We start from the raw sequence: 20,734 nt of genomic DNA, 5'->3' as shown, positions 1-20,734 counted from the left end.
TCAACTCCGTTTTCAATATTATTGTAGTGTTAATATTGTTATAAATTTATTATATATTCGCATAATTATAATTACTAATATATAATTAATATTAATCTATAGCTTTTAACTATAAATAGGGGAGAAGGATGTTTTGGATTTTAAACAATTACAATATTTTATAGCAGTGACGGACCAAATGAATTTCTCAAAGGCAGCTGAAAAACTACATATTTCACAGCCTTCCTTAAGCAATGCTATAAAGAAGTTAGAGCATGAAGTTGGTTCACCATTACTTGAAAGAAATACGAGAAATCTGCAATTAACAGAAGCAGGTGAGCTTTTATATGAACGGGCAAAAGTTATATTGAAAAACATGGAAGTTTTAAAAATAGAAATGGATGAGGTCAATGTACATGGCACAAGTGAAATAACGATTGGCGCTATGGAATCGATTAAGCATTGGCTACCAAAAGTCATTACAGAATATAAAAAGGGATATCCACAAATGATGATTCATCTAGTGGATATTTTAGGAAGTAAGCGTGTCAAAAAATCACTCAAAAGCTATAAAACACACTTAATTATTACTAACCAGATCATGAATGATGAAGAGCTAGAAGTGAAGAGCCTATATGAAGAGCGACTTGTAGCTGTTTTACCATTAAATCACCCATTAGCGGAGAAGGATAAACTGACGATCGGTGATTTAAGTGAAGAGCCTTTTATTATTGGTACAGAGGGCTTTCAAACGAGACGTGACATTTTAGATGCATTTGACAAGGCTGAAAAAAACATTAATATCCAATTTGAAATCGAACGTTTTGAGACGGCTGTGTCTCTCGTTCGTGAAAACTTAGGGATTACCATTCTACCTGAAAATTATTTAAAAGGCCCTACAGCTAAAACTATTGTACAAAAAGAAATAGACTGTCCAAATTTACGACGCAATGTGTATGTGGTGTATTTAAAAAATCGTCATCTTCCTTTGGCTATTCGTCAATTACTTACGGATATAGTGCAATTTTTTGAGCACTAAAAGATCAAGATAAAGCTATTGTATGAAAATAATTCATTATACAAGAATTGTAGTGTTGTGTATGAATTTTCCTTGCAACACCATTTTTTATTCAATAGGGCACCTAAACCTAAAATGGAAAAATACAGATTATCCGACAGTATATATTATACTTAAGGATATATTCTCGCACCCAATTTATTTTTATAAAAAAACAAAATATTCCCGTGAAGAAATTAAAAGAGGGGGAATATATGTTCTTATTATATCATATTATCATTCATGAAGAAAATGTTAACAGCATAAATTGTGAGAAAACGAATTCTTCCATTAAGAATCACTTTCTTTACTCATTTTATCGAGAAGAATACTAAATTTATCGACTAATATTGTGGATTTATCGATACTTTTTAGCGTTTTATCGAGAAACTCTAAGTATGTTCAAAAGACAAAAGATCAGGTCCACAAATAGGTCCTGATCTTTTATGATTTTGTGCTACTAATCCCACGTTTGATCTAGCTTATCACTGTAAAATTTAATAGCCTTACTGTAATCTTTTATCTCTTTATGATTTGTTGTAAGTAGTAAAGTATTCAATATAGTTTCCATCGCCTTTAAATGTTCACCAAGATTATAGAGCGTCATAGCATAAAAAACCTTTAAATGTTCAGCTTCTGGAAACTCGCTTATGGCTTGTTCAAAAATATGTTTCGCCTGTTCATATTGTCCTAATGTACGATAGGTGCTACCTAATCCTAAATAAGCATCTACTAATATTTCGGGTTTTAGCCCTAATTGAATTGCTTTTTCATAGTGAGGGACAGCTTCTTTTTCTTTTCCTAATGAACCATAAGTCCATGCACATTGAAATTGGTAGAATCCATTTTCAGGATCTTCTTTAACTAGAGCTACCATTAATTGATTTGCTTCTTCTAGTCGACCTTTTTTTCTTAATGTGATTATGTGTTGTAATCGCTTATTCATATCATTTATCCTTTGCTTCATTTTTAGTAAAAGTAGTATCAATCTGAGTTTCTAGAATCTAATTATTTAAATAAGAGGCTGATTACCATTCAAAAAAATTTTCATCAATCATTTCCTCGAATGAATCAGCTAATAGCTCGATTTCTCCCGTATCGTTATTACAAATAAAAACTTGTCCTGCCTGATTGATAAAAATTGGATTGCCTGAACCTTCCAAAGAGATTACATAACTGGTATTTAAAATCTTTGCAGGAGAATGATTTTTGAATTGCTCTCGGAATTCAAGCGTTAAATCACCAACCATTTCCTTTTCTAGACTTGAGCCATTGGAAAAACATGAACTGTTAGTCCTGCAAATGCCCGCCAAATGTTTAAATAAAATGCACATAGTCCTTATGAAAACATACATTTAGCTGACTTTGTGCATCTCTTATTTCTTTTTTTGCTCGCTGGATGGCCCTCTAGTGTATGATGATCCTCACGATAAAGGATAGTAGATAATCTTTTCATTACATAAGATAATTGCCCTTCTAGTAATTAATCCACCATTATGGTATAAGGTTTGTCTTAAACTAAGGGGACAGGTTAAATAAATTTCATAAAATACCATAAAAGGATAAAATAAGAATATACATTCTATTTTGATTATATTGTCAATTTTAGGGGAGGGCAAATGAAAGACATGAAACATAGGATTGCTTTACTAGCAGATGTCCATGGGAATGCAAGTGCTTTAAAAGCAGTTATCGAAGATTCGATCAAAGAAGGTGTCACTGAATATTGGTTTTTAGGGGATTTAATCATGCCTGGGCCTGGGGCAAATGATTTATTTGAAATATTAGATAGTATTAAAGTTGCTACTTATGTTAAAGGAAATTGGGAGGACTGCTTCCTTGACGTATTGAATAAAGAGATTGACTTTGATAATGCTTCTGATATCTATGTTTCTAGGTTAGTCCAGTATCAGTGTGAAAATTTGGATGAAAACTATATTAATCTTATTAAGAATTTACCATTACATCTAACAAGACAAGTTAATAATCTATCTATCAGTATTAGCCATAATTTACAAAACAAAAATTATGGAGGGGATTTATGGCCCACTAATAATCAGAAAAATTTTGATCATTTATTTGAGCATGATTACGATATTGCAATTTATGCTCATACCCATCACCAATTGTTACGCTATAGTAGCAAGGATCAATTGATTATTAACCCAGGAACTATAGGACAGCCCTTTTATAAATGGGACAAGTTACATTCTGACCTACGTGCTCAGTATGCAATTCTTGAAATTGATGAGACGGGGATTGCTGAGGTGAGATTTAAAAAAATTTCCTATGATGTAGAAAAGGAATTAAACAACGCTATTAATAATAAACTTCCTTATATTGACTTATATCGAGAAATGCTTGAGACAGGAAAAACTCATACTCATGATATTGAGTTATTACAAAAGCTCAATGATAAATTTAACTATAAAGATGAGATAATTAATTTTTTTGAAAAAAATTACTGGAAATTTAAAGGGATAAAGTGAACTTTTTCAACTAACGACAGATTAATTGTATAAGACATGTACTTATGATCTTCCACAATCGGAGCGATTGTTTAATAAGCGTTGCTGTTCTCTTAAACTCCCATGAAAGAACTTAATCATCTTTCATTTTCTGTGGTGTGGCGCTGGTTTTTGCGCTACATGGATGGCTAACGGGCAGTTTAATGTGATAAATATATACTTAAAATGGATTAATATGGAATAATAATGATGATGTAAGTTCATGAATGATTGTTGTAAAAACCATAATAAAGGAGAAATGTAGCATGGGAGTTTCTGTTTATTACACTTGTATGAGAAACCATAACCTTACCAACAGTGAGGAGCAAGAGATAACGGCCATCATTGATAAATACAATGCGGGTTTTGAAATGAAGGATATTGGAGAAACATTTTGTGTTTATGACTATGATCAGGATGAACCAACAGTGATTTTTGCAGGTTCAACAAAGCTACCCTTTTCAGATGATTTTGAAGATACATTGCATGCGCTGTTTTATTGGTTGACTTGTTTGACGGATATTAGAAGAAGTCTTTCTAATGGGGATTGGCATGTGCATCTAGATGATACGGATGCCATTTGGGATGAGGAAACGGGTTGGCAAATGCCGGAAGATTAGTGCTCATATTCCAAACAAAGTGATGGAAGGTTCTTATTTAAGTGCATGTGCGAGACAACACGAAAATGCGTCAATTATTAACTGAAATAAGAATGGGAGACATTCCGCTCTTTACTGTTTTCTTCATACTGTCTGTTACTGAACTAAAGTAGACTATGTTATACAGATATAGAGAGATATTATAATTAATTTGCGGTAAGTTATGAATAGTTTGATTTATTGAAACTAAGTAGAAGAATATAAAATGGATGTGATTTTTTGCAAATCCCATACGTCTTATTCTATGGAGGGAATATGTTTAAAGACAATTTTAAAATTAGTAATATTCCCGCAGTTTTATGGGGAGAAAAGAGTGAAAAAATTTTTATTGCAGTACATGGAAATATGTCAAATAAAGAAGATACAGTGATTCAAATATTAGCTGAAGAAGCCAATAAAAAAGGTTATCAAGTATTAAGCTTTGATTTACCTGAGCATGGAGAAAGAAAAAATGATAATACTCCTTGTAAAGTACAGTTTTGTGTTAGTGAATTATCTATAATTATGAATTACGCAAAAGAACATTGGAAAGAAGTAAGCGTGTTTGCATGTAGTATGGGAGCTTATTTTAGCCTTTTAGCTTATCAAAACGATGTGTTAAAAAAGGCATTATTTTTATCACCGGTAATTAATATGGAACGAATTATCGAAAATATGATGAAATGGTTTAATGTAACACCAGAGCTTTTGCAAAAAGAAATGACTATAGAAACACCTATTGGTCAAAAGTTATATTGGGATTATTTATGCTATGTAAAAGAAAATCCTATTAATACATGGAATACAAATACATATATTATGTATGGAGCCATGGACGAACTGTGCGAATTTGAAACTATTAACTATTTTACAAAAAAACACAGTTGTGAATTAGAAGTCATGGAAGCAGGTGAACATTACTTTCATACTGAAGAACAGTTGAAAGTATTTGAGCAGTGGTTACACAAGCACATCGATTAAAGTGAATAAAGAATAACTACCTTAAATTTTTATTCCTTCATGATTAGTTGTCGGAATTACTGTATTTAATAAAGTTTCCATAGCATTTGAATGTTCACCGAGATTATAGAGCGCCATAGTATAAAAACCTCTAAATGTTCAGCTGCTAGAAATTCGCTTATTGCTTGTTCAAAAAACGTTTTGCCTGACCATATTGCCCTAATGTACGACAGGTGCTAACCAATCCTAAATAAGCTTCTATTAAGCCCTAATCGAATCGCTTTTTCATATTGGGGAGCAGCTTCTTTTTCTTTTCCTAAGGAATCATAAGTCCATGCACATTGATATTGATAGTATCCATTTTCAGGATCTTCTTTAACTAGTGCTACCATTAGTTCATTTGCTTCTTCTAGTCGGCTTTTTCTCTTAAAGTTTACTAAAAACGTATGTAAGGCTATAATTTATTATTGCATAATTAGGGAATAAGTGCTTATTTTAAAAATTCTATTTTGACTATAAATATTACATAGAAAATATTAATCGAGGTGAGTCAGAATGCTAGAACGTTCTATGGAGAAAACGCGGGAATGTAAAAAAGAAAGGGTGTGATAGAAAGAAGAGCACTTACGATCGCTCTTCTATATAAAAAAGAAAAGAGGACTATTATTATGAATAATTATCAAAGCTTCTTTAGTGAAGGATTTGATTTAAAATATTGTGTGAAGGGGCAAGGTCAGCCGATATTGGTAATTGGCAGCAGTGTGTATTACCCACGCTTGTTCTCGGAAAACTTATATAAACATTTTCAATTTATTTTCTTAGATCATCGAGGTTTTGTGAAGCCTCCTCGTTCTTTAAAGCAGGAAGATTATACTTTGGATAAAATTGTAGAGGATATCGAAACAGCAAGACAATTGCTTCAGCTTAAGGATTTTATCATTTTAGGACATTCCGGACATGCATTTATGGCCATGGAGTATGCTAAAAAATATCCTCAGTATGTTCAAAAGGTTATTTTATTAAATTCTGCACCAACAAACAGTCAAGACAGACAAAATCAAAGTTTTTCCTTTTATACTGAGACGGCCAGTGCTGAACGAAAAAAGCAATTTGAGCATGATATTGCTTTCTTAGAAAATGATATACACAATGATCCGGAAAGACGCTTTGTGCATATGTGTATCCGGATGGGAGCCCATAGCTTTTATGATTATACGTTCAACGCTGCTTCTATGTGGGATGGTGTATATACCAATATGGAAGTTATTGATTACCTCTGGGGGATAGCATTTGCTGAACGAAATCTAATCCAATCAATGGCTCATTTCGATAAACCTATTTTTTTAGGATTAGGTCGGTATGATTATTTAGTAGCTCCTGTTTCACTCTGGGATTCAATAGATAATTCCTATGAAAATGTGAAGAAAGTCATTTTTGAAAAAAGTGGCCATAATCCAATGTTTGAAGAACCAGATACTTTTGATCGAGAATTAATTGATTGGATGAATGAATCGTAGTTATGCTTTATAGGTGATCATTGTTCATCAGAATGTCAAGTAACATTTATGTTTGTTGTACAAATAGATAAGGTGACGCTTTAGGCAGGCACCCTAAAAATAAAATCGCTAGAGAAGTAATATAATTCTCTAGCGATTTTCCATTTAAAGTTAATGACCCAATTCCTTAAGACGAGCACATTTGTTAATATCTCTTAGTTACAAGCAATTCCGTCTCCGTTTCCATCCAAACGATGGTATCCGAAGCCAGCAGCCTTTGATTCTTTCATAAATTTAGTTGCTTCAGAAGCGTTACTAAAATCGGAACAATCCTTATCATCTTTAAAATTGTAAATAGGAGTAGACGAGGCATTGGCTTTTTCATTTTGTTTAGATTCGTCTTCTTGTACCTTTCTTTTAGCAAGATCTTCCTGTGTTTCTTCATGAACTTTCTTCATATCTTCTTCCAATTCTTTTAAGTACTTTTCACCTTCAATTTCTCTTTGTTTTTCTTCTAACTCTGTTTTCTTCATTTCAGCAATATGTCGTTCGTAGACACAGGGGCCAATAAACCAAATGGCTAATAAAATTAATATTATAAGTAAAAGGATTCCTTTGGCATATGTTTTTTCTTTTTTCTTTCTATAATAGCACCATACTACTGTGAGAATGATTGTAATAAATAATAAGAGATTCCAAATTGAACCTACAATACATTCTAATACAAGCATAAGCATGTATAGGCACACGAGTATAAGCAATAATTTTAGTACATATATAAAATCCTTGTCTTTCATTTGTTCCCCCGTAAATTCTAAAATCAATTAGCACCAATTCATTTTATTTGTAAACATCTGATAAGTAAATTAGAAATTTATTCCAAGTAAAATAAGGCTTCAATTTGAAACATCTTTCCCACGGCCAATCATATTAGAGGCTGGTGTATCAACCTAAATAGGATGAATTTCCCGTGAGTGCTTCCCATAAAAGAGCGACAGTCAGTGATGCACCGTGGTCGTTGGAGTCAGACTAACGGAAGGGCTCAAGGCAAGATATTGCAGTGACTGTTAAATGGGCAGTGGGGTAAGAGAGTTACCGGATAAATGTTATAATATGGACAAAATAAATATTCTTCTAGAATGCGAGCTACTATATTGTATTTAGAAGTAGCAATAAAATCTTCGAAAGTCTTAGCAAATACGTATTTAAAACAAAAAATCTATAGTAATCTTCTAGGAGGTAACATATTGCAACAGCTCTTTAGTGATATGATTAAGCAGGATATTAAGCCGTTCCTTTCTAAATGTGGCTTCGCAAAGAAGAGTTTGAATTTCTATAAGAAAACAGAAAGCCTCATCTACATGTTCAATTTCCAAAAATCTTCTGGTAATTCAGCGGACAACATAATGTTTTATGTTAACTGCAGTATTTATGCAGCAGAGTTGGCACAGATACAATCGAGAGAGATTGTGACAGCACCTAAAGAAGCAGAGTGTCACTTCAGAGCAAGAATTGGGGAAATTGTTGAGTCTGTTCCAAATCGATTTTCAATCACTCTTGATACCAATATGGATGATTTAAGAAAAACGCTGCTAAGTGGATTAGAGGAGGCTATTCATTTCTTTGATACTATGACTAGTACCAGATCCATTGTTGATTATTACACTTCAGGTCCATTTTTACATTTGGGCGAAGAGAACTTTCATTTATTATTACAATCCAATGATGTAGCAGCGGCTAAAAATTATTTCAAGGCATTGCAGGAAAAGTACGGAACGGAAAAGCGATGGCCTATTTTCGAAAATAAATACAATGCAATCTTCAATAAATACGGAGTGGAATTGGATAAGTGATGAGTCAGCGTAGAAAACGTAAGTGAGAAATGATGTGGTGGCAAAAAAACTTGATGATACCTAACTCATCAAGTTTTGTACTTTATTGTATAATTCTCCTTATTGACTATTTTGGATAGGAGAAGTTATGAGGATTTTTAAATTAGCCTGTATATGTACATTTATTATACTCTTATCAGGGTGTAATGCATTTTCATCTAAAACAAATGAACCATCTTCAAAAGTAGCGTCAGAAGTTGTAAATAATGAACCAAACGACTTAGATTCCACTTCCCACTCGCTATAATTTAACATTAAATCCCATTTTACTTGTTCAAGTATTCTGCGCCGTTAGCATGAAAAACACTTATATAGTACTTTAAGGAAGTAACTCTACCTTTACCTTAAGTTTTATATTTGCAGGAGGCTCTTCCTCTTGTACAACGTAAGATATGACATAAGTTCCTTCAGGTAATCCATCAAATATCCGCTCAAAACTTTCATTACTTTTTAAAACTCCATTTGTTACATTTGTATCTTTATTTACATTTTGAATTTTGTATAAAAAGCTTTCAGCACCAGTATTTAACAAAGATATTTTAAATGGAACACTACCATCATAAGTAAAATATGATTCACCTTCACCATTATGAGACGATTTCTCTTCATCGATTTCAAGAGGATAAGAACCTCCTATTGGTTCCTCTTCTTTCTCCTTATTGGGTTAATGTGAGTTATAATTTTCATATTACAAGAGCAGATGATTGGGCGGACAGTGTAGATAACCCAATTACTTTAGAGGAATTAATAGAATATTTTAATGGAAAAAGTGATTTTGAATACTCCGAAACATTCTCAACATCTGCCCCTGTTTGTCTGTTCATTGGTGGAGATTTTTTTATATGGACATACGGAAATATAAAAGTTCCTTTTTTATATAACAACGGACAGATTACCGTTTCGCATGCTAAAGATAAAATTATTGAAAAAATGAAAGAAATAGCATCAGAAATAGATGCAATGGTACAAGGTGATGATGGAGAACTGTATTAAACAATTACAAATGATGGGGGCGATTACGAAATTAAGGTAATTGCTTTTTTCTTTTCTGATTATAGGAACAGGATAGTTGAAGTAGGATCCCGAGTAAAATGCTTTGTATATTAATCAAAAATTAGAGATTCCTGGAGGAAATGATGAACTACATACAAACAATTCGTAAGTTAATTGGAAATGAAATGCTAATGACTGTAGGTTGTGGAATTATTATTGAACATGAGAATCAGATTTTACTACAACATCGAAAAGATCGAGATGTTTGGGGCATCCCAGGGGGAGTTATGGAGCCTGGAGAGACGTTTCTTGAAACTGCTGTACGAGAAACATTTGAGGAGACAGGGTTGATAGTTGAACAATTAAAGTTGTTTGGTCTTTATTCAGGTGAAGAAGGATTTTCAGAATACCAGAATGGAGATAAGGTTTTCAGCGTTCAGATTATTTTCCATTCAAGTTGTTTTTCAGGGGAATTAACTCATAACACAGAAGAAAGTCATGAACATCGATTCTTTCCTCGTAGTAACCTACCTCATTTGAATTCGCATCAAGAGCGATTCATAAAGGATTGGGTAAATCAGATGACATTGCCCGTAATAAAATAATCTGACGAATTTTCACCACAATAAAAGACAGAGACAACCAATGTCCTTATTCAACTATAGTTGGCTTAAGTTGAATAAGGACAACTGGAAATAATTACACTTTTGAAAAATATATGGTTCTTCACCAAAACGTGTGGTTGATTTCCGTTCCGACTGGGCGCTTTGTTGCTGTCGCTTCGCTGTCGCTTCGCTTTCGCACAGAGCAAAGCTTCCTGGGGGCGTCCGATGAGCCGCTTCACTCGCGTTGCTCGCTCCAGGGTCTCATCTGTGACGCTGATCCCCAAGGAGTCACCCAGCCTCCACTCCAATCAACTTATTTACATAGTATATGTTTTAACAAATGTCATCCACAGCTTTCGGTGATGAGCCAAATATATACTACATTACAAGTATCGTTAGTTATTGAAATTATAATTTAAAATATTGAATGACTATTTTAAGTGCCGCCTTATCTAATACAGTAGCGATTATTATCCCTGCTGTATATCGAATCAAATCCACTGCAAGAAAACCTTTGCCCAATATCAAAGCCCCGAGCGATGTCCCGCGAATCTGATTAATCCAGTCTTCCTGATACAGCTGGCTAAATTCAATGACGAAGCTAAACAAAAAGCTGAGCACAATGGCAGGGAGGATGTTCTTACGTACTAGCAACAATCGAAATCCGAAATAGACCATCATAGCCCATAGTATGTCCCCTGCGTTCTGCGCAACAAATGACAGAAGCAGATGGCTCCATTTTCTAGAAGCTAGGCCTAATATAATGGTGATCACAATAGCGATCAAATAAGCTATTCGCATGTAACGGTATTGGGGGTTAATAGGTTTTTGCTCTTTAGTCAATTGAATCACTCTTTCGGCGTGTTGATAGTATGTATTAAGTTGGCTCTTCACCATAACATATAGTTAATTTCCATCCCGACTCGGCGCTTTCCAGGGACAAAATGTTTTCTGTGCGAAAGCGAAGCGTCAGCAATAAATATTTTCTGTGCAAAAGCGAAGCGTCAGCAACAAATTGTTTTCTGTGCGAAAGCGAAGCGTCAGCAACAAAATGTTTTCTGTGCGAAAGCAAAGCGTCAGCAACAAAATGTTTTCTGTGCGAAAGCGAAGCGTCAGCAACAAAATGTTTTCTGTGCGAAAGCGAAGCGTCAGCAACAAAATGTTTTCTGTGCGAAAGCGAAGCGTCAGCAACAAATGTTTTCTATGTGAAAGTGAAACGTCAGCGAACAGGATGTTGGTCACGAAGGCATTCTCACAGGACATGATGGTTTTATTTCATTCCAAAAAGGCTGCTTCTAGATTAGAAGAGCCTAGATTGTTACTTTTTTATCCTTATTATCCAGAGATTAATTACGAATGGCTTCTATTTTTTCGCAGTCAATCATCAGTCGCATGGCAGTTGCTCCAATTTCTAGGAAGTGTGCGCTGCAGCTTTGGTTATCAAAATATAGGAAGAATATGTTGATAAAACTACTGCCATTCGATAAGAAAACATCTACTAATGTTCCAGGTTCAACGTATTTTAAATGATTGCAAACGCAACCCTTACAATGATCGTCATTTTTCATTTTTTTTTTTCTAGTTCTTGACTATAATCTTTACTTTTTTGTTTAACATCCTTATGATTGTAATATTTTATTTTATAATGATTATCTTCGACAACTTCATAGTTGTCTTCTTTGCTATGATATTGATCATAATAAAACTTCTCAAATTTATGGTAATTGTTAAAATCCCTTTCCATCCGCTCTAAATATCGATTATCACCCATTTTTTCACCCTTTCTGTATGAAAGTAATGCTAGCGCCAGCCAGATATTATTAATTTATGTTGAAAAACCTAGGTGAATTGGTAATTTGTCTATCATCAAAGGCCCATTACGATTGCGATAAGAGGGGAGAATATTATAAAATTTAGATTCAAGTCGAAAAACGTTTCAAAATCTAAAAACTTGGACGAACAGTTTTTAAGAAAATTATCTATTTAATGATTTTGCATTGTACTCTTCTTTAAGCAATCCGTATATTTCTAAATCCACTACACCTTTACCAGACCAAAACGTTGCTTGCCTTAAAAGTCCTTCTTTTAAAAAGCCATTTTTCAGGAGAACCTTTTTAGATGTTTCATTTAAAGGCATAACCTCAGCCTGTATTCGGTTAATATTAACTTCCTCAAATAAAAATTTTATGAGAATTTTTACAGCTTCAGATGCAATGCCCTTACCCCAATAATCCTCTGCCAAAAAATAACCAATCGTTACCATATTCACTTTTTGATTAAAGTCTATTGCTTCGATCATGCCAACCAACGTATCGCATTGAGGCTTTTGGAAAATGCCCCATTTTACTCTGTGTTTTTTCTGATAATCTCTGTCAAAATGCCCGATCATTTTACTCACAGTTTGTAGGTTATGTTTAGGAATTATCCCACAATATTCAAATACTTTGTCATTATCATAGATTGCAAATACTTCCTGTAAATGTGCATCTTCAATTTTTTTCAGCACTAGATTTTCTGAGCTTAATAATGGGAAAGCTGCAAACACTTTTTCTACATTCATATGATTCTCTCCTTGCTTTTTATCGTAAATAACTGGCAGTAAGAACTCCACTTCAAGTTGATGAAGTTGAATCAAAGCGATTAAACGGGGACAACTGCTACTAAATGCCTGATTGGTTCGGGCAACAGTTTTTTTTGATAATTTGTGTTAATTCGTACATTATATTGTATAAATGATTGAAAATAAATCCTTTTTTGGAAGGAAGATCTTTGAATTAACCAAATTCAAAATCATTCGCCCGTATAAAATAGTCAGATTGTGTTATATTGATTAAAAGTATATAATTTACCTATATTTTCCTGAAAGTGAGTGATTTACGATGATAGTCAGCTCTTTTATTCCATCAAAAAAAATTAAGGTGTGGAAGAACTAAGAATAATAGATTCTTCTGCGCGAAATCGGAGGAATTGACATGTATAGTTATTACGGTCCTTTATGTACAGAACTTTATGATTTGACAAAACCAGTAGGATATTCTATTGGTGGGGATATTGAATATTATCTTGAACGATTAAACGGAACAAAGGGAAGAGTACTTGAAGCGGGAGTTGGCTCTGGACGCTTCTTAATCCCTTTACTCGAAAAGGGATATAATGTTGAGGGGATCGACTACTCGCCTGAAATGTTAGATTTATGCCGAAAACGCTGTAAAGAAAGAGGATTCAAGCCAAATCTATATGAAGGTAACTTGAGCAATTTTTCATTAGACTCGAAATATGAAGTGATTGTAATGCCGACAGGTTCGTTTTGTTTAATAGAGAATTCAAAAGATGCGATGAATGCATTAAAATGTATGTATAATCATTTAATACCTGGAGGACGCTTAATTGTAGACTTGCTTTTACCTACAGACTGGCGAACAGGGGAAATTGCTTCATCCTACTATGAGATTTCGAAAGAGGAAGGAATTGCATTAGAAAGAAAATCCGTTGAAATTAACTGGATCGATCAATATACGCTAACCATTTTAAAATATGAAAAATGGAGAAATGGAAAATTAATTGATACAGAATTACAAAGGTTTCCGATACGTTGGTACGGAATAGTAGAATTCCAGTATATATTAACAAGCATTGGTTTTTCTGATATCTCTTGCTCCGCTGAATATGTTTACAACAAAAAACCTTCAAAAGAACATTCATTACTTACCTTTGAAGCAGTTCGTAAATAAATAAACCTGCTAGATTTTAGCTAAGAAAATAGCTAAATATCTAGCAGGTTTTTAGATTTAATTATAATTCTTTTTTTCTCATACCTTGTCCAATGTTACAGATTCCTGTACCGTTGATCGCTTAATATTAAATTCATTCCAAATTGAGTCCTTTTCATCTAGCAATTCTTTTCCATTCCAAATGATGTCGTAAATGTCACCCTCGTAAGCAATGGCACGGCCAAATGCGAATGAAATAAAATAGTCCTTCCAGGATTGGAAGAAATGGCTTCCGGCATCAGCTGCTCGTGTTATATAGCCCCATGCCTGTTCCTCAGTAATATAACCAACTATGTAGCTCCATCTTGCAACATTTACAGCTCGGTCAAAATCCCAGGCAGCAATGGTGTTCACCTGCTCAAAATCGGATTTCGCGAAGGAAAGCTTCTTCATCATCGCTTCTTGGGCTGATTCATAGCATTCCTGGGATTTTCCCACTTCCTCCTCTATAAAAGACTGGCCAGCTTTTAATGCCATAAGAAGCTGATCAAACCTCGTACGATGTCCTTCCGTAAGCAACCATTCCAGGGTTTCTGCAGCCTCATCCTGATTATGAACGTTCCAATATGAAGAAAGGACCTCCCTCAAAGTTTCATTATCTACATCTATAGGCAGTATCCGTGGCGAATCAGTGCGGTAAAGAGCGAGATTAGCACCGTAGGCAAGCAAATGCTGTTTTTCCTTCGGCAAAGGGTTAGCCTTCTCCATTTCTGCTCGCATGTTTTTATTCTGTTTTTCAATTTTCTTGCTCGATGTGATCAAACCGACGATAAGTAAAATCACAATTGCCACAATAATGCCTACAATAATTAGAAAAATCTTCAAATTGTCACATTCCTCTCCATGTTTTTATTTTGCGCCATTTAAAATGGAATCACTCACTTTTAGTAAAGTATAGTAAAATTATACATTTGCTGTATTAGTTTTACAATGTGACTATTTTATTACTTATTATCATTGGTGAGGATGACAATTGTTGATTGATATAGAGGTGTTTGCACGATGGATTACTAAAGGGAGGGGACATGAAGAGGAAGTTAGTTAACAAAGTCGCTAGTTTTGATTTTTTGCTTGCTATATTTTTACTGTATAAAGAAAAAATATGATTGTCTACAATTCAATGGGGAAGAAGGGTTTTCCATGCATAAAGATATGAAGTATGGTAGCGACTTTAAATATATTCCAACAACTTCAATTTGGAGTGGAGAAGGTGTAGTGGTATTGTCTGATTAATACCAGCATACGATTCAAATTGTTCATATCGTACACTACGTTGAACCTCATAAAAGTGAATTTGTATTGGTGGATGCTGGTATGCCAAAAAGTGCATATAACATTATTTCAATAGCAGATAGTGGTTTGGATCAAATAATCGGCCTCAAGTATTAATTTTGACTCACGGTCACTTCGATCATGTAGGGGCGATAATTGATTTAATTGAATACTGGGGGATGGCGGTTTATACCCATCCTTTAACTGAGGTTTGGCGATTTTCCTTCATGAATGTAAAAAGCTGTAGCAAATAAATTTGCTACAGCGAGAATTGAATCATGCCCTTTGATGGCGCAATATGTTTTATTTTATCATAAAAAACTTTATTACGATGTATTTAGTTTTTTACAAAATTTCAATGTAGTCTGAAATAATTAAAAACCTATTGACAAAAAAATGCAGAATCGTTATAGTCAATTTATTCAACGTTGAATATAAAAAGGTGATTATTATGACAAGGTTATTAGTTCTTGCTATGTTGGGTCTAAAACCAATGACTGGCTATGATATTAAAACAATGCTTGAATTAAATGATGCTGAACGATGGGGTGGTGTACTAATCGGCTCTATCTACAATGCCCTAAAAAAGCTTGAAAAAGATGGCTATATAGAGGTGGCTAGTATTGAATCGACGGGTCATAGGCAAAAAGCAATTTACCAAATTACTGAAAAGGGAAGGGCACATGAGCAAGAATTGATTATCGAGGCTCTTGAAAAATCTTCTGTAGTTTATCCCACAACTTTGTATTCTGGTGTATCATTTGCATTTAAATTGCCAAACGCTCGAGCAGTTGAAGCATTAGAAAAGCAGAAAAAGATTTTAGAACATGAAGAAAAGGCTATCAATGCTGGTTATGAGGCTAAACTGATTGCTATGCAAGGTGAAATGCCAGCGTTAACACAACTAGCATTTGATAATATGCTAGAAATTGTAAAAGTACAATCGAAGTTTGTTAATCAAGCGATAGACATTATGAAAAAAAATAACTCTCTCGAATGAGGGAGTTAAAAAATAGCCATATAGTCAACGTTGAATATACAACATTAACTTATTTCTACAGGCTTTTAGTAAGTTAAAGCCTCGGCTGATTCCCGACGCAATTATGCCGAAGCAAAATTGATAGGAGGAGAGAAAATATGAAAAGGCTAATTAGCGCTAATCAATTAACGAAAAATTATAAGGCAAGGTGTGTCGTTGATCATATAAATGTTGATATTCAAGAAGGTGAAATAGTAGCTTTAATTGGCTCAAATGGTGCTGGGAAAACAACAACCATCAGTATGCTTCTTGGTATTATTCCTCAGGACAGTGGAACAATTGAATACTGGACATCCGATTATAAAAAGGAAATAGGCACCCAACTTCAATCAACACCATTTTTCGAAGGCTATTCCGTAGAAGATAATATGAAATTATTTGCTGCATTTTATGGAATTACATTAACGAACAAGATGATTGATGACAAGCTCGCAGCCTTTGATTTACTGCATGTTAAAAAAACGCCTGCAATCAAACTGTCACTAGGACAGCAAAAACGCTTAGCCATCATCGTGACAAGTTTGCATAATCCAAAGCTAGTCATTTTGGATGAACCTTCTGCAGGTTTAGATCCAAGGGGGCAAAAGGCAATTCAACATATCATTAAGCGCTTAAAAGAAAGTGGCGTTGCCGTGTTATTTTCTTCCCATGATATGTTGGAGGTTATGAATGTGGCTGACAGAATTTTAATCATGCATCACGGAAAAATAATAGCAAATGGTTCACCTGACGATTTAATAGCGCAATACCAAACTCAAAATTTAGAGGATTTATTTTTTGAATTAACAAAGTGAGGAGTGAGAGGATGAAAACTGTTTTTTTATTAAATTTAAAATCCAGCATGAAAGATATGTATTTACTATTTTGGTCAATTTTGATGCCATTCGCGGCGATTATTGCGTTAAGGATATTTTTACCGAACTATTCAGGAGATTATATAGAAGGAATCGTTGCTGTTAGTGTATTTTTTTATTCATTTATGACTACAGCTTTTATAGCGTTATCTCAAAGAAAACGAGGCGTTTATAATTTACTGCACGCAACACCCTTGCCTTTATGGAAATATATCGTCAGTGTTTCGAGTTCATGGTCTGTCATAGCTATTATCCTGTCATATATAGTGCTGTTATTCGCTTTAGTCATCAATCAATTGAAATTTTCCATATATGTTCTTCTCTATATGACACCAATTATTTTAATAGCTTCGTTAAGTTTTGTTTTTTTAAGCTTTTTTATTTCAAGTCTCGTGAAAAATGAAGGACATTTGAGTATGACAGCTAATGTTCTGATGATTCCAATGCTCCTTTGTAGTAATGCATTTTTTACAATGGAAAAGGCGCCAGACTTTATACAATATATTAGTCTAGTAAATCCATTTGAATGGTTTTTAAATGGCATTAAAGCTGCGTTTCTAAATAATTTTAGTTTATGGGGAGAATCTGTACTTCACTTACTAGGATGCCTTGCTTTGACACTTATTATTTCCTTAAAAACATTTAAGTATAGTGATCAATAATTGTAAAAGCAATAAATTAAATGACCAGAACTCAAAGTCTGGTCATGTTGTAATATGCACCAGCATACTCAACAACTAGGTGGTGAAAGTCCACTACAGGCTTTATAGCTCAGGTTACTTCGTTTCGTTTTTTTAAATTTTGTCTACCTGACAGGGGACACTTTAACTTCTTTCAACAGGAGTCTAAACACCCGCTGAAAGAAGTTAAAGCCTCTGGTGGATGTCACGGAATCGGAAAGGAGTTCTTAGGCTAACTGACCTGCATCGGTAAAAACGCCACGTCCTGTGGCATTACCGAAATGACCGACATCGTGTCGGCCCTCGTGCAGGCCTAAGTACAAAGCCGATTCCGGAAGCAATTATGCCGTGGCATAATTGCTATATTCAGGGCTCTTTTGAAAATCAACTTTATCTACAATTTTTTCTGTATCATTTTATTTGTTATATTTCTGAAGGAATACCTTGAGCTTCTCGTAAGTAATTTGGGTATTCAAACTACCTAGTACTCCATCATAAACATGTTCAGCTTTCGGAAGATAATAGATTTCATGAGAAACATTATTCTTTGAAAGTTCCCTGTCCAATATTATAGCTTGTTCTGTTGGGACAAGACTATCGCTCGTTCCTAAAAACATAATGGTAGGTGGTGTGTGTTCACCAATATAATTGACAGGAGAAAGCTTTTGATAACGATCAGGAAATTGTGAAGGTGTGCCTCTTATATACTCTTTCATAACATTTTGCACATAGCCCGGACTAGGGTTATTCTGATAAAACTTTGTCATATCTGACGGTCCATAAAAGTTAATCACGGTATTAATAGGTACTGAAGGTACATCGGTGGACGGTGGTAAAGTTGTGTCACCCATACTATAAGCAGCAAGCATAGCTAGATTTCCACCTGCTGAATCACCCATTAAGTTTATTTTTTCAGGATCAATTTTGTAAGTATCCGCATGTTCTACTACCCATCCTATTGCTGATTTCACATCAGCTACCTCATCTTTCCATCCTGCTTGGGGAGGCATGCGATATTCTATATCAAAAACAGTAAATCCTAATTCACTTAACCATTGATTCCAATAAGGGGCACTCGCTTTACTACCTTCAACCCATCCGCCTCCATGTACCTTTATAACAGCGGGGGTACGTGTGTTTTTAAATTTTTCATTGGCGGGCCACATATCAAGCTTTAACTCTACGCCATCTGTAGTTTTTCCGTATACGATATCTTTTATAAACGTTGATGATATTTCAGTTTTGTTAAAAAAGTGAGAGTAAAGTGAAACTTGAACATTTTCTTTTTTAGCATAGTTCTCCATTTCTATAATTGGCTCTATAATTAAAAATACATTTATTAGCAATAGTGAGGTCGAAATAAATTGAGCGATTTTAGCTTTCTTCCAAGAAGCAAGTATTAATAGCACTATGATAAAAAATGTTAGAATTAATAAAAACCATGGAGTGTACAATGCTAGCGATCCAAGGAAACCAACAACACTAAGAATATTAGTTGTATTAAAAATGGCATATGTGATCATGGCAATAAGAAGTGTTAGTACCATTGAAAAGCCTGTAAGTAGCCACTGAAAAAAACCTTTAGGGCGCCATAAGGTTAACTGTTTTTGTTCCATATTTCAAAATTCCTCCATAAAGAATATATTTTATCTCCGACAGTACATATCCTCCAAAAAAATTTATGAACCAAATACACTCGGATATTAAAGTGCCTTATACAATTCTCTCTTAATATTATATATAGAATCAATTTTTTTATTAGTATAGTTAATCTACAAAAAAGAAATATAGATAAAAAATAATAGATAGTGGATTTACGTATTAGACGCACACATAAATTATTTATGATTGAAAATGTTATAGATTCTTTAAAGTTTATGAGACCAGAACTCGGAATTGAGTCTGGTCATTTCCCTGTAGACAAATGCAACTTTACAATTTGAGAGCGTGGAAATTGTAGAATGGCCTGAAGGGATATAAAAGTTAAAAATAGAATAATTCACTAAAGACATTAGAGAGGGTGATGGGATGAGTGAAACGCTAATAAGAATAGGAACTACTTATATTCCAGTCAGCAATGTAGGACTGTCATGTGAATGGTATGTAAATAATCTGGGAGCAGAATGTAGTTATCAAGATATTGATAAAGCCATTCTTAATTTTGCCAATCAAAGTTTTTTTCTTGTTAGATCAATGAACAATCAAAGCGCCAATTTCATTGATTGCTATGGGGAAGAACATTTTTCACTTACATTTGAGGTGGATGGATTAAGTGCATTAAAAGACTATCCATAAAGATTTTATCGATAAAGGAATTACAGTTGGAGAAGTTGAAAATAGGGGACATGCGGGAAGAAATTTTGTTTTTTATGATGTAGACGGAAATAAATTCGATGTATGGAGTGAGCTGAGTCCTACTTTTAAAGAAAAATTCAAGGAGGAGAAATATGAGTAAACCTATATTGAAAGGAATAGAAGCCATATTTATTCCGATTAAGGATCCTGAATTATCTGCTACATGGTATGAAGAGAAACTGGGATTTACACTTCTATATATAGAAGAAGGCGCGGCAGTTATGAAAATTGATGAAGAATCTCAAACGGTCGTATGTTTAGTAAAAGCAAAAAATCATACCCCGCTAAATTTCCCAGACAATTATTTTGGCGTCGGAAAATACTTCAATTTTATTTCGCAAAATATTGAAGAAACTTATCAATCATTAATTGAAAAGAATGTAAAAGTTAATGAAATAGATGGAGACGGACAGACGAAATTTTTCACCTTTTATGATCCTGATGGAAATCCAGTAGGAGTTTGTCAATAAACTATAAAGCAACTCCATTCCTGAACAGTAAATTTATAGAGGGTCACTTATTATTATAAGTGACCCTTAGTAACGAAGCTTGGAGGTGTAAGACTAAACCATCTTACATTACTAACATATGATACGATGTTATTCTTACATAGTTAATTGCCTGAGAAATATTTTGA

27 protein-coding genes and 1 pseudogene are annotated in these 20,734 nt (G+C 34.1%); 16 read left to right on the top strand and 12 right to left on the bottom strand.

The annotated features are described in order from the left end of the window. The first annotated feature begins 133 nt into the window (after positions 1 to 133). The gene (locus tag ACVWXS_RS04625; protein ID WP_456956448.1) at positions 134 to 1,018 is read left to right on the top strand and encodes a LysR family transcriptional regulator; all 885 of its coding nucleotides are present in this window, start codon (positions 134 to 136) and stop codon (positions 1,016 to 1,018) included. 478 nt (positions 1,019 to 1,496) lie between these two features. Here the strand turns inward: ACVWXS_RS04625 and ACVWXS_RS04620 are convergent, their stop codons facing one another. Both ACVWXS_RS04620 and ACVWXS_RS04615 read right to left on the bottom strand, forming a co-directional pair. Next, the gene (locus tag ACVWXS_RS04620; RefSeq protein WP_456956446.1) at positions 1,497 to 1,982 is read right to left on the bottom strand and encodes a tetratricopeptide repeat protein; all 486 of its coding nucleotides are present in this window, start codon (positions 1,980 to 1,982) and stop codon (positions 1,497 to 1,499) included. Positions 1,983 to 2,064: 82 nt separating this feature from the next. Then, positions 2,065 to 2,286: a hypothetical protein gene (locus ACVWXS_RS04615; RefSeq protein ID WP_456956444.1), complete on the bottom strand. Its 222-nt coding sequence runs from the start codon at positions 2,284 to 2,286 to the stop codon at positions 2,065 to 2,067. 378 nt (positions 2,287 to 2,664) lie between these two features. On the opposite strand from ACVWXS_RS04615, the gene ACVWXS_RS04610 reads away from it, so the two are divergent. From ACVWXS_RS04610 to ACVWXS_RS04600, 3 genes are all read left to right on the top strand, one after another. After that, positions 2,665 to 3,525 (top strand): metallophosphoesterase family protein, encoded by an 861-nt coding sequence (locus tag ACVWXS_RS04610; protein WP_374967543.1) that lies wholly within the window; start codon positions 2,665 to 2,667, stop codon positions 3,523 to 3,525. Between the two features lie 311 nt (positions 3,526 to 3,836). Continuing rightward, positions 3,837 to 4,163: a hypothetical protein gene (locus ACVWXS_RS04605; protein ID WP_456956442.1), complete on the top strand. Its 327-nt coding sequence runs from the start codon at positions 3,837 to 3,839 to the stop codon at positions 4,161 to 4,163. A gap of 294 nt (positions 4,164 to 4,457) precedes the next feature. Further along, positions 4,458 to 5,162: an alpha/beta hydrolase gene (locus ACVWXS_RS04600; RefSeq protein ID WP_456956440.1), complete on the top strand. Its 705-nt coding sequence runs from the start codon at positions 4,458 to 4,460 to the stop codon at positions 5,160 to 5,162. Positions 5,163 to 5,377: 215 nt separating this feature from the next. Here ACVWXS_RS04600 and ACVWXS_RS04595 read toward each other — a convergent pair whose 3' ends face one another. After that, positions 5,378 to 5,533 (bottom strand): hypothetical protein, encoded by a 156-nt coding sequence (locus tag ACVWXS_RS04595; protein WP_456956438.1) that lies wholly within the window; start codon positions 5,531 to 5,533, stop codon positions 5,378 to 5,380. A gap of 276 nt (positions 5,534 to 5,809) precedes the next feature. On the opposite strand from ACVWXS_RS04595, the gene ACVWXS_RS04590 reads away from it, so the two are divergent. After that, positions 5,810 to 6,658, top strand: coding sequence for an alpha/beta fold hydrolase (locus tag ACVWXS_RS04590; RefSeq protein ID WP_456956436.1), 849 nt, complete (start codon positions 5,810 to 5,812; stop codon positions 6,656 to 6,658). Positions 6,659 to 6,852: 194 nt separating this feature from the next. Here the strand turns inward: ACVWXS_RS04590 and ACVWXS_RS04585 are convergent, their stop codons facing one another. Further along, positions 6,853 to 7,368, bottom strand: coding sequence for an excalibur calcium-binding domain-containing protein (locus ACVWXS_RS04585; RefSeq protein WP_456956433.1), 516 nt, complete (start codon positions 7,366 to 7,368; stop codon positions 6,853 to 6,855). A gap of 513 nt (positions 7,369 to 7,881) precedes the next feature. On the opposite strand from ACVWXS_RS04585, the gene ACVWXS_RS04580 reads away from it, so the two are divergent. Continuing rightward, positions 7,882 to 8,490 (top strand): DUF4304 domain-containing protein, encoded by a 609-nt coding sequence (locus ACVWXS_RS04580; protein WP_456956579.1) that lies wholly within the window; start codon positions 7,882 to 7,884, stop codon positions 8,488 to 8,490. A 99-nt stretch (positions 8,491 to 8,589) separates the two neighbouring features. Here the strand turns inward: ACVWXS_RS04580 and ACVWXS_RS04575 are convergent, their stop codons facing one another. Together ACVWXS_RS04575 and ACVWXS_RS04570 are read right to left on the bottom strand one after the other, a co-directional pair. Next, entirely contained in the window at positions 8,590 to 8,784 is a 195-nt protein-coding gene (locus tag ACVWXS_RS04575) for a hypothetical protein (protein ID WP_456956431.1), read from the bottom strand. 64 nt (positions 8,785 to 8,848) lie between these two features. Then, complete coding sequence (locus ACVWXS_RS04570; protein WP_456956429.1) at positions 8,849 to 9,061, bottom strand: hypothetical protein; 213 nt, start codon at positions 9,059 to 9,061, stop codon at positions 8,849 to 8,851. A gap of 104 nt (positions 9,062 to 9,165) precedes the next feature. Between ACVWXS_RS04570 and ACVWXS_RS04565 the strand changes: the two genes are divergently transcribed. Then, entirely contained in the window at positions 9,166 to 9,522 is a 357-nt protein-coding gene (locus tag ACVWXS_RS04565) for a hypothetical protein (protein ID WP_456956427.1), read from the top strand. Between the two features lie 143 nt (positions 9,523 to 9,665). Further along, on the top strand, positions 9,666 to 10,127 hold the full coding sequence (locus ACVWXS_RS04560; RefSeq protein ID WP_456956425.1) for an NUDIX hydrolase: 462 nt from the start codon (positions 9,666 to 9,668) through the stop codon (positions 10,125 to 10,127). Between the two features lie 65 nt (positions 10,128 to 10,192). Here the strand turns inward: ACVWXS_RS04560 and ACVWXS_RS04555 are convergent, their stop codons facing one another. Continuing rightward, a complete protein-coding gene (locus ACVWXS_RS04555) occupies positions 10,193 to 10,435 on the bottom strand; it encodes a hypothetical protein (RefSeq protein WP_456956423.1) in 243 nt (80 codons plus the stop codon). A 100-nt stretch (positions 10,436 to 10,535) separates the two neighbouring features. After that, complete coding sequence (locus tag ACVWXS_RS04550; protein WP_456956577.1) at positions 10,536 to 10,928, bottom strand: ribosomal maturation YjgA family protein; 393 nt, start codon at positions 10,926 to 10,928, stop codon at positions 10,536 to 10,538. Between the two features lie 143 nt (positions 10,929 to 11,071). Here ACVWXS_RS04550 and ACVWXS_RS04545 point away from each other — a divergent pair, with 143 nt between their 5' ends. Beyond that, positions 11,072 to 11,392: a hypothetical protein gene (locus tag ACVWXS_RS04545; protein WP_456956421.1), complete on the top strand. Its 321-nt coding sequence runs from the start codon at positions 11,072 to 11,074 to the stop codon at positions 11,390 to 11,392. Positions 11,393 to 11,691: 299 nt separating this feature from the next. Here the strand turns inward: ACVWXS_RS04545 and ACVWXS_RS04540 are convergent, their stop codons facing one another. Beyond that, a complete protein-coding gene (locus ACVWXS_RS04540; RefSeq protein WP_456956419.1) occupies positions 11,692 to 11,898 on the bottom strand; it encodes a hypothetical protein in 207 nt (68 codons plus the stop codon). Between the two features lie 204 nt (positions 11,899 to 12,102). Further along, positions 12,103 to 12,687 (bottom strand): GNAT family N-acetyltransferase, encoded by a 585-nt coding sequence (locus ACVWXS_RS04535; protein ID WP_456956417.1) that lies wholly within the window; start codon positions 12,685 to 12,687, stop codon positions 12,103 to 12,105. 412 nt (positions 12,688 to 13,099) lie between these two features. Between ACVWXS_RS04535 and ACVWXS_RS04530 the strand changes: the two genes are divergently transcribed. After that, complete coding sequence (locus ACVWXS_RS04530) at positions 13,100 to 13,858, top strand: class I SAM-dependent methyltransferase (protein WP_456956415.1); 759 nt, start codon at positions 13,100 to 13,102, stop codon at positions 13,856 to 13,858. Between the two features lie 78 nt (positions 13,859 to 13,936). On the opposite strand, the gene ACVWXS_RS04525 is transcribed toward ACVWXS_RS04530, so the two are convergent. Continuing rightward, a complete protein-coding gene (locus ACVWXS_RS04525; protein WP_456956413.1) occupies positions 13,937 to 14,689 on the bottom strand; it encodes a DUF1266 domain-containing protein in 753 nt (250 codons plus the stop codon). Positions 14,690 to 15,288: 599 nt separating this feature from the next. Between ACVWXS_RS04525 and ACVWXS_RS04520 the strand changes: the two genes are divergently transcribed. The 4 genes from ACVWXS_RS04520 (at position 15,289) to ACVWXS_RS04505 (ending at position 17,724) form a co-directional block, all read left to right on the top strand. Beyond that, the gene (locus tag ACVWXS_RS04520) at positions 15,289 to 15,423 is read left to right on the top strand and encodes an MBL fold metallo-hydrolase (protein WP_456956411.1); all 135 of its coding nucleotides are present in this window, start codon (positions 15,289 to 15,291) and stop codon (positions 15,421 to 15,423) included. Positions 15,424 to 15,620: 197 nt separating this feature from the next. Then, entirely contained in the window at positions 15,621 to 16,169 is a 549-nt protein-coding gene (locus ACVWXS_RS04515) for a PadR family transcriptional regulator (RefSeq protein WP_368635013.1), read from the top strand. 137 nt (positions 16,170 to 16,306) lie between these two features. Next, positions 16,307 to 17,002, top strand: a complete 696-nt coding sequence (locus tag ACVWXS_RS04510) for an ABC transporter ATP-binding protein (RefSeq protein WP_456956409.1) — start codon at positions 16,307 to 16,309, stop codon at positions 17,000 to 17,002. A gap of 11 nt (positions 17,003 to 17,013) precedes the next feature. Further along, entirely contained in the window at positions 17,014 to 17,724 is a 711-nt protein-coding gene (locus tag ACVWXS_RS04505) for an ABC transporter permease (protein ID WP_456956407.1), read from the top strand. Between the two features lie 434 nt (positions 17,725 to 18,158). Here the strand turns inward: ACVWXS_RS04505 and ACVWXS_RS04500 are convergent, their stop codons facing one another. Further along, positions 18,159 to 19,358 carry an alpha/beta hydrolase fold domain-containing protein gene (locus tag ACVWXS_RS04500; RefSeq protein ID WP_456956405.1) on the bottom strand — a complete coding sequence of 400 codons (1,200 nt, stop codon included), beginning with the start codon at positions 19,356 to 19,358 and terminating at the stop codon, positions 18,159 to 18,161. Positions 19,359 to 19,770: 412 nt separating this feature from the next. Here ACVWXS_RS04500 and ACVWXS_RS04495 point away from each other — a divergent pair. After that, positions 19,771 to 20,197, top strand: a pseudogene (locus ACVWXS_RS04495) (VOC family protein). Continuing rightward, positions 20,190 to 20,567 carry a VOC family protein gene (locus ACVWXS_RS04490; protein ID WP_456956403.1) on the top strand — a complete coding sequence of 126 codons (378 nt, stop codon included), beginning with the start codon at positions 20,190 to 20,192 and terminating at the stop codon, positions 20,565 to 20,567. The pseudogene ACVWXS_RS04495 and the gene ACVWXS_RS04490 overlap by 8 nt, the downstream one beginning before the upstream one ends. Positions 20,568 to 20,734 lie beyond the last annotated feature (167 nt).

It is taken from the genome of Lysinibacillus sp. TE18511 (assembly GCF_054062295.1).
The sequence above is the reverse complement of the archived record's forward strand: the minus strand, read 5'-3'. Positions and strand labels throughout refer to the sequence as shown.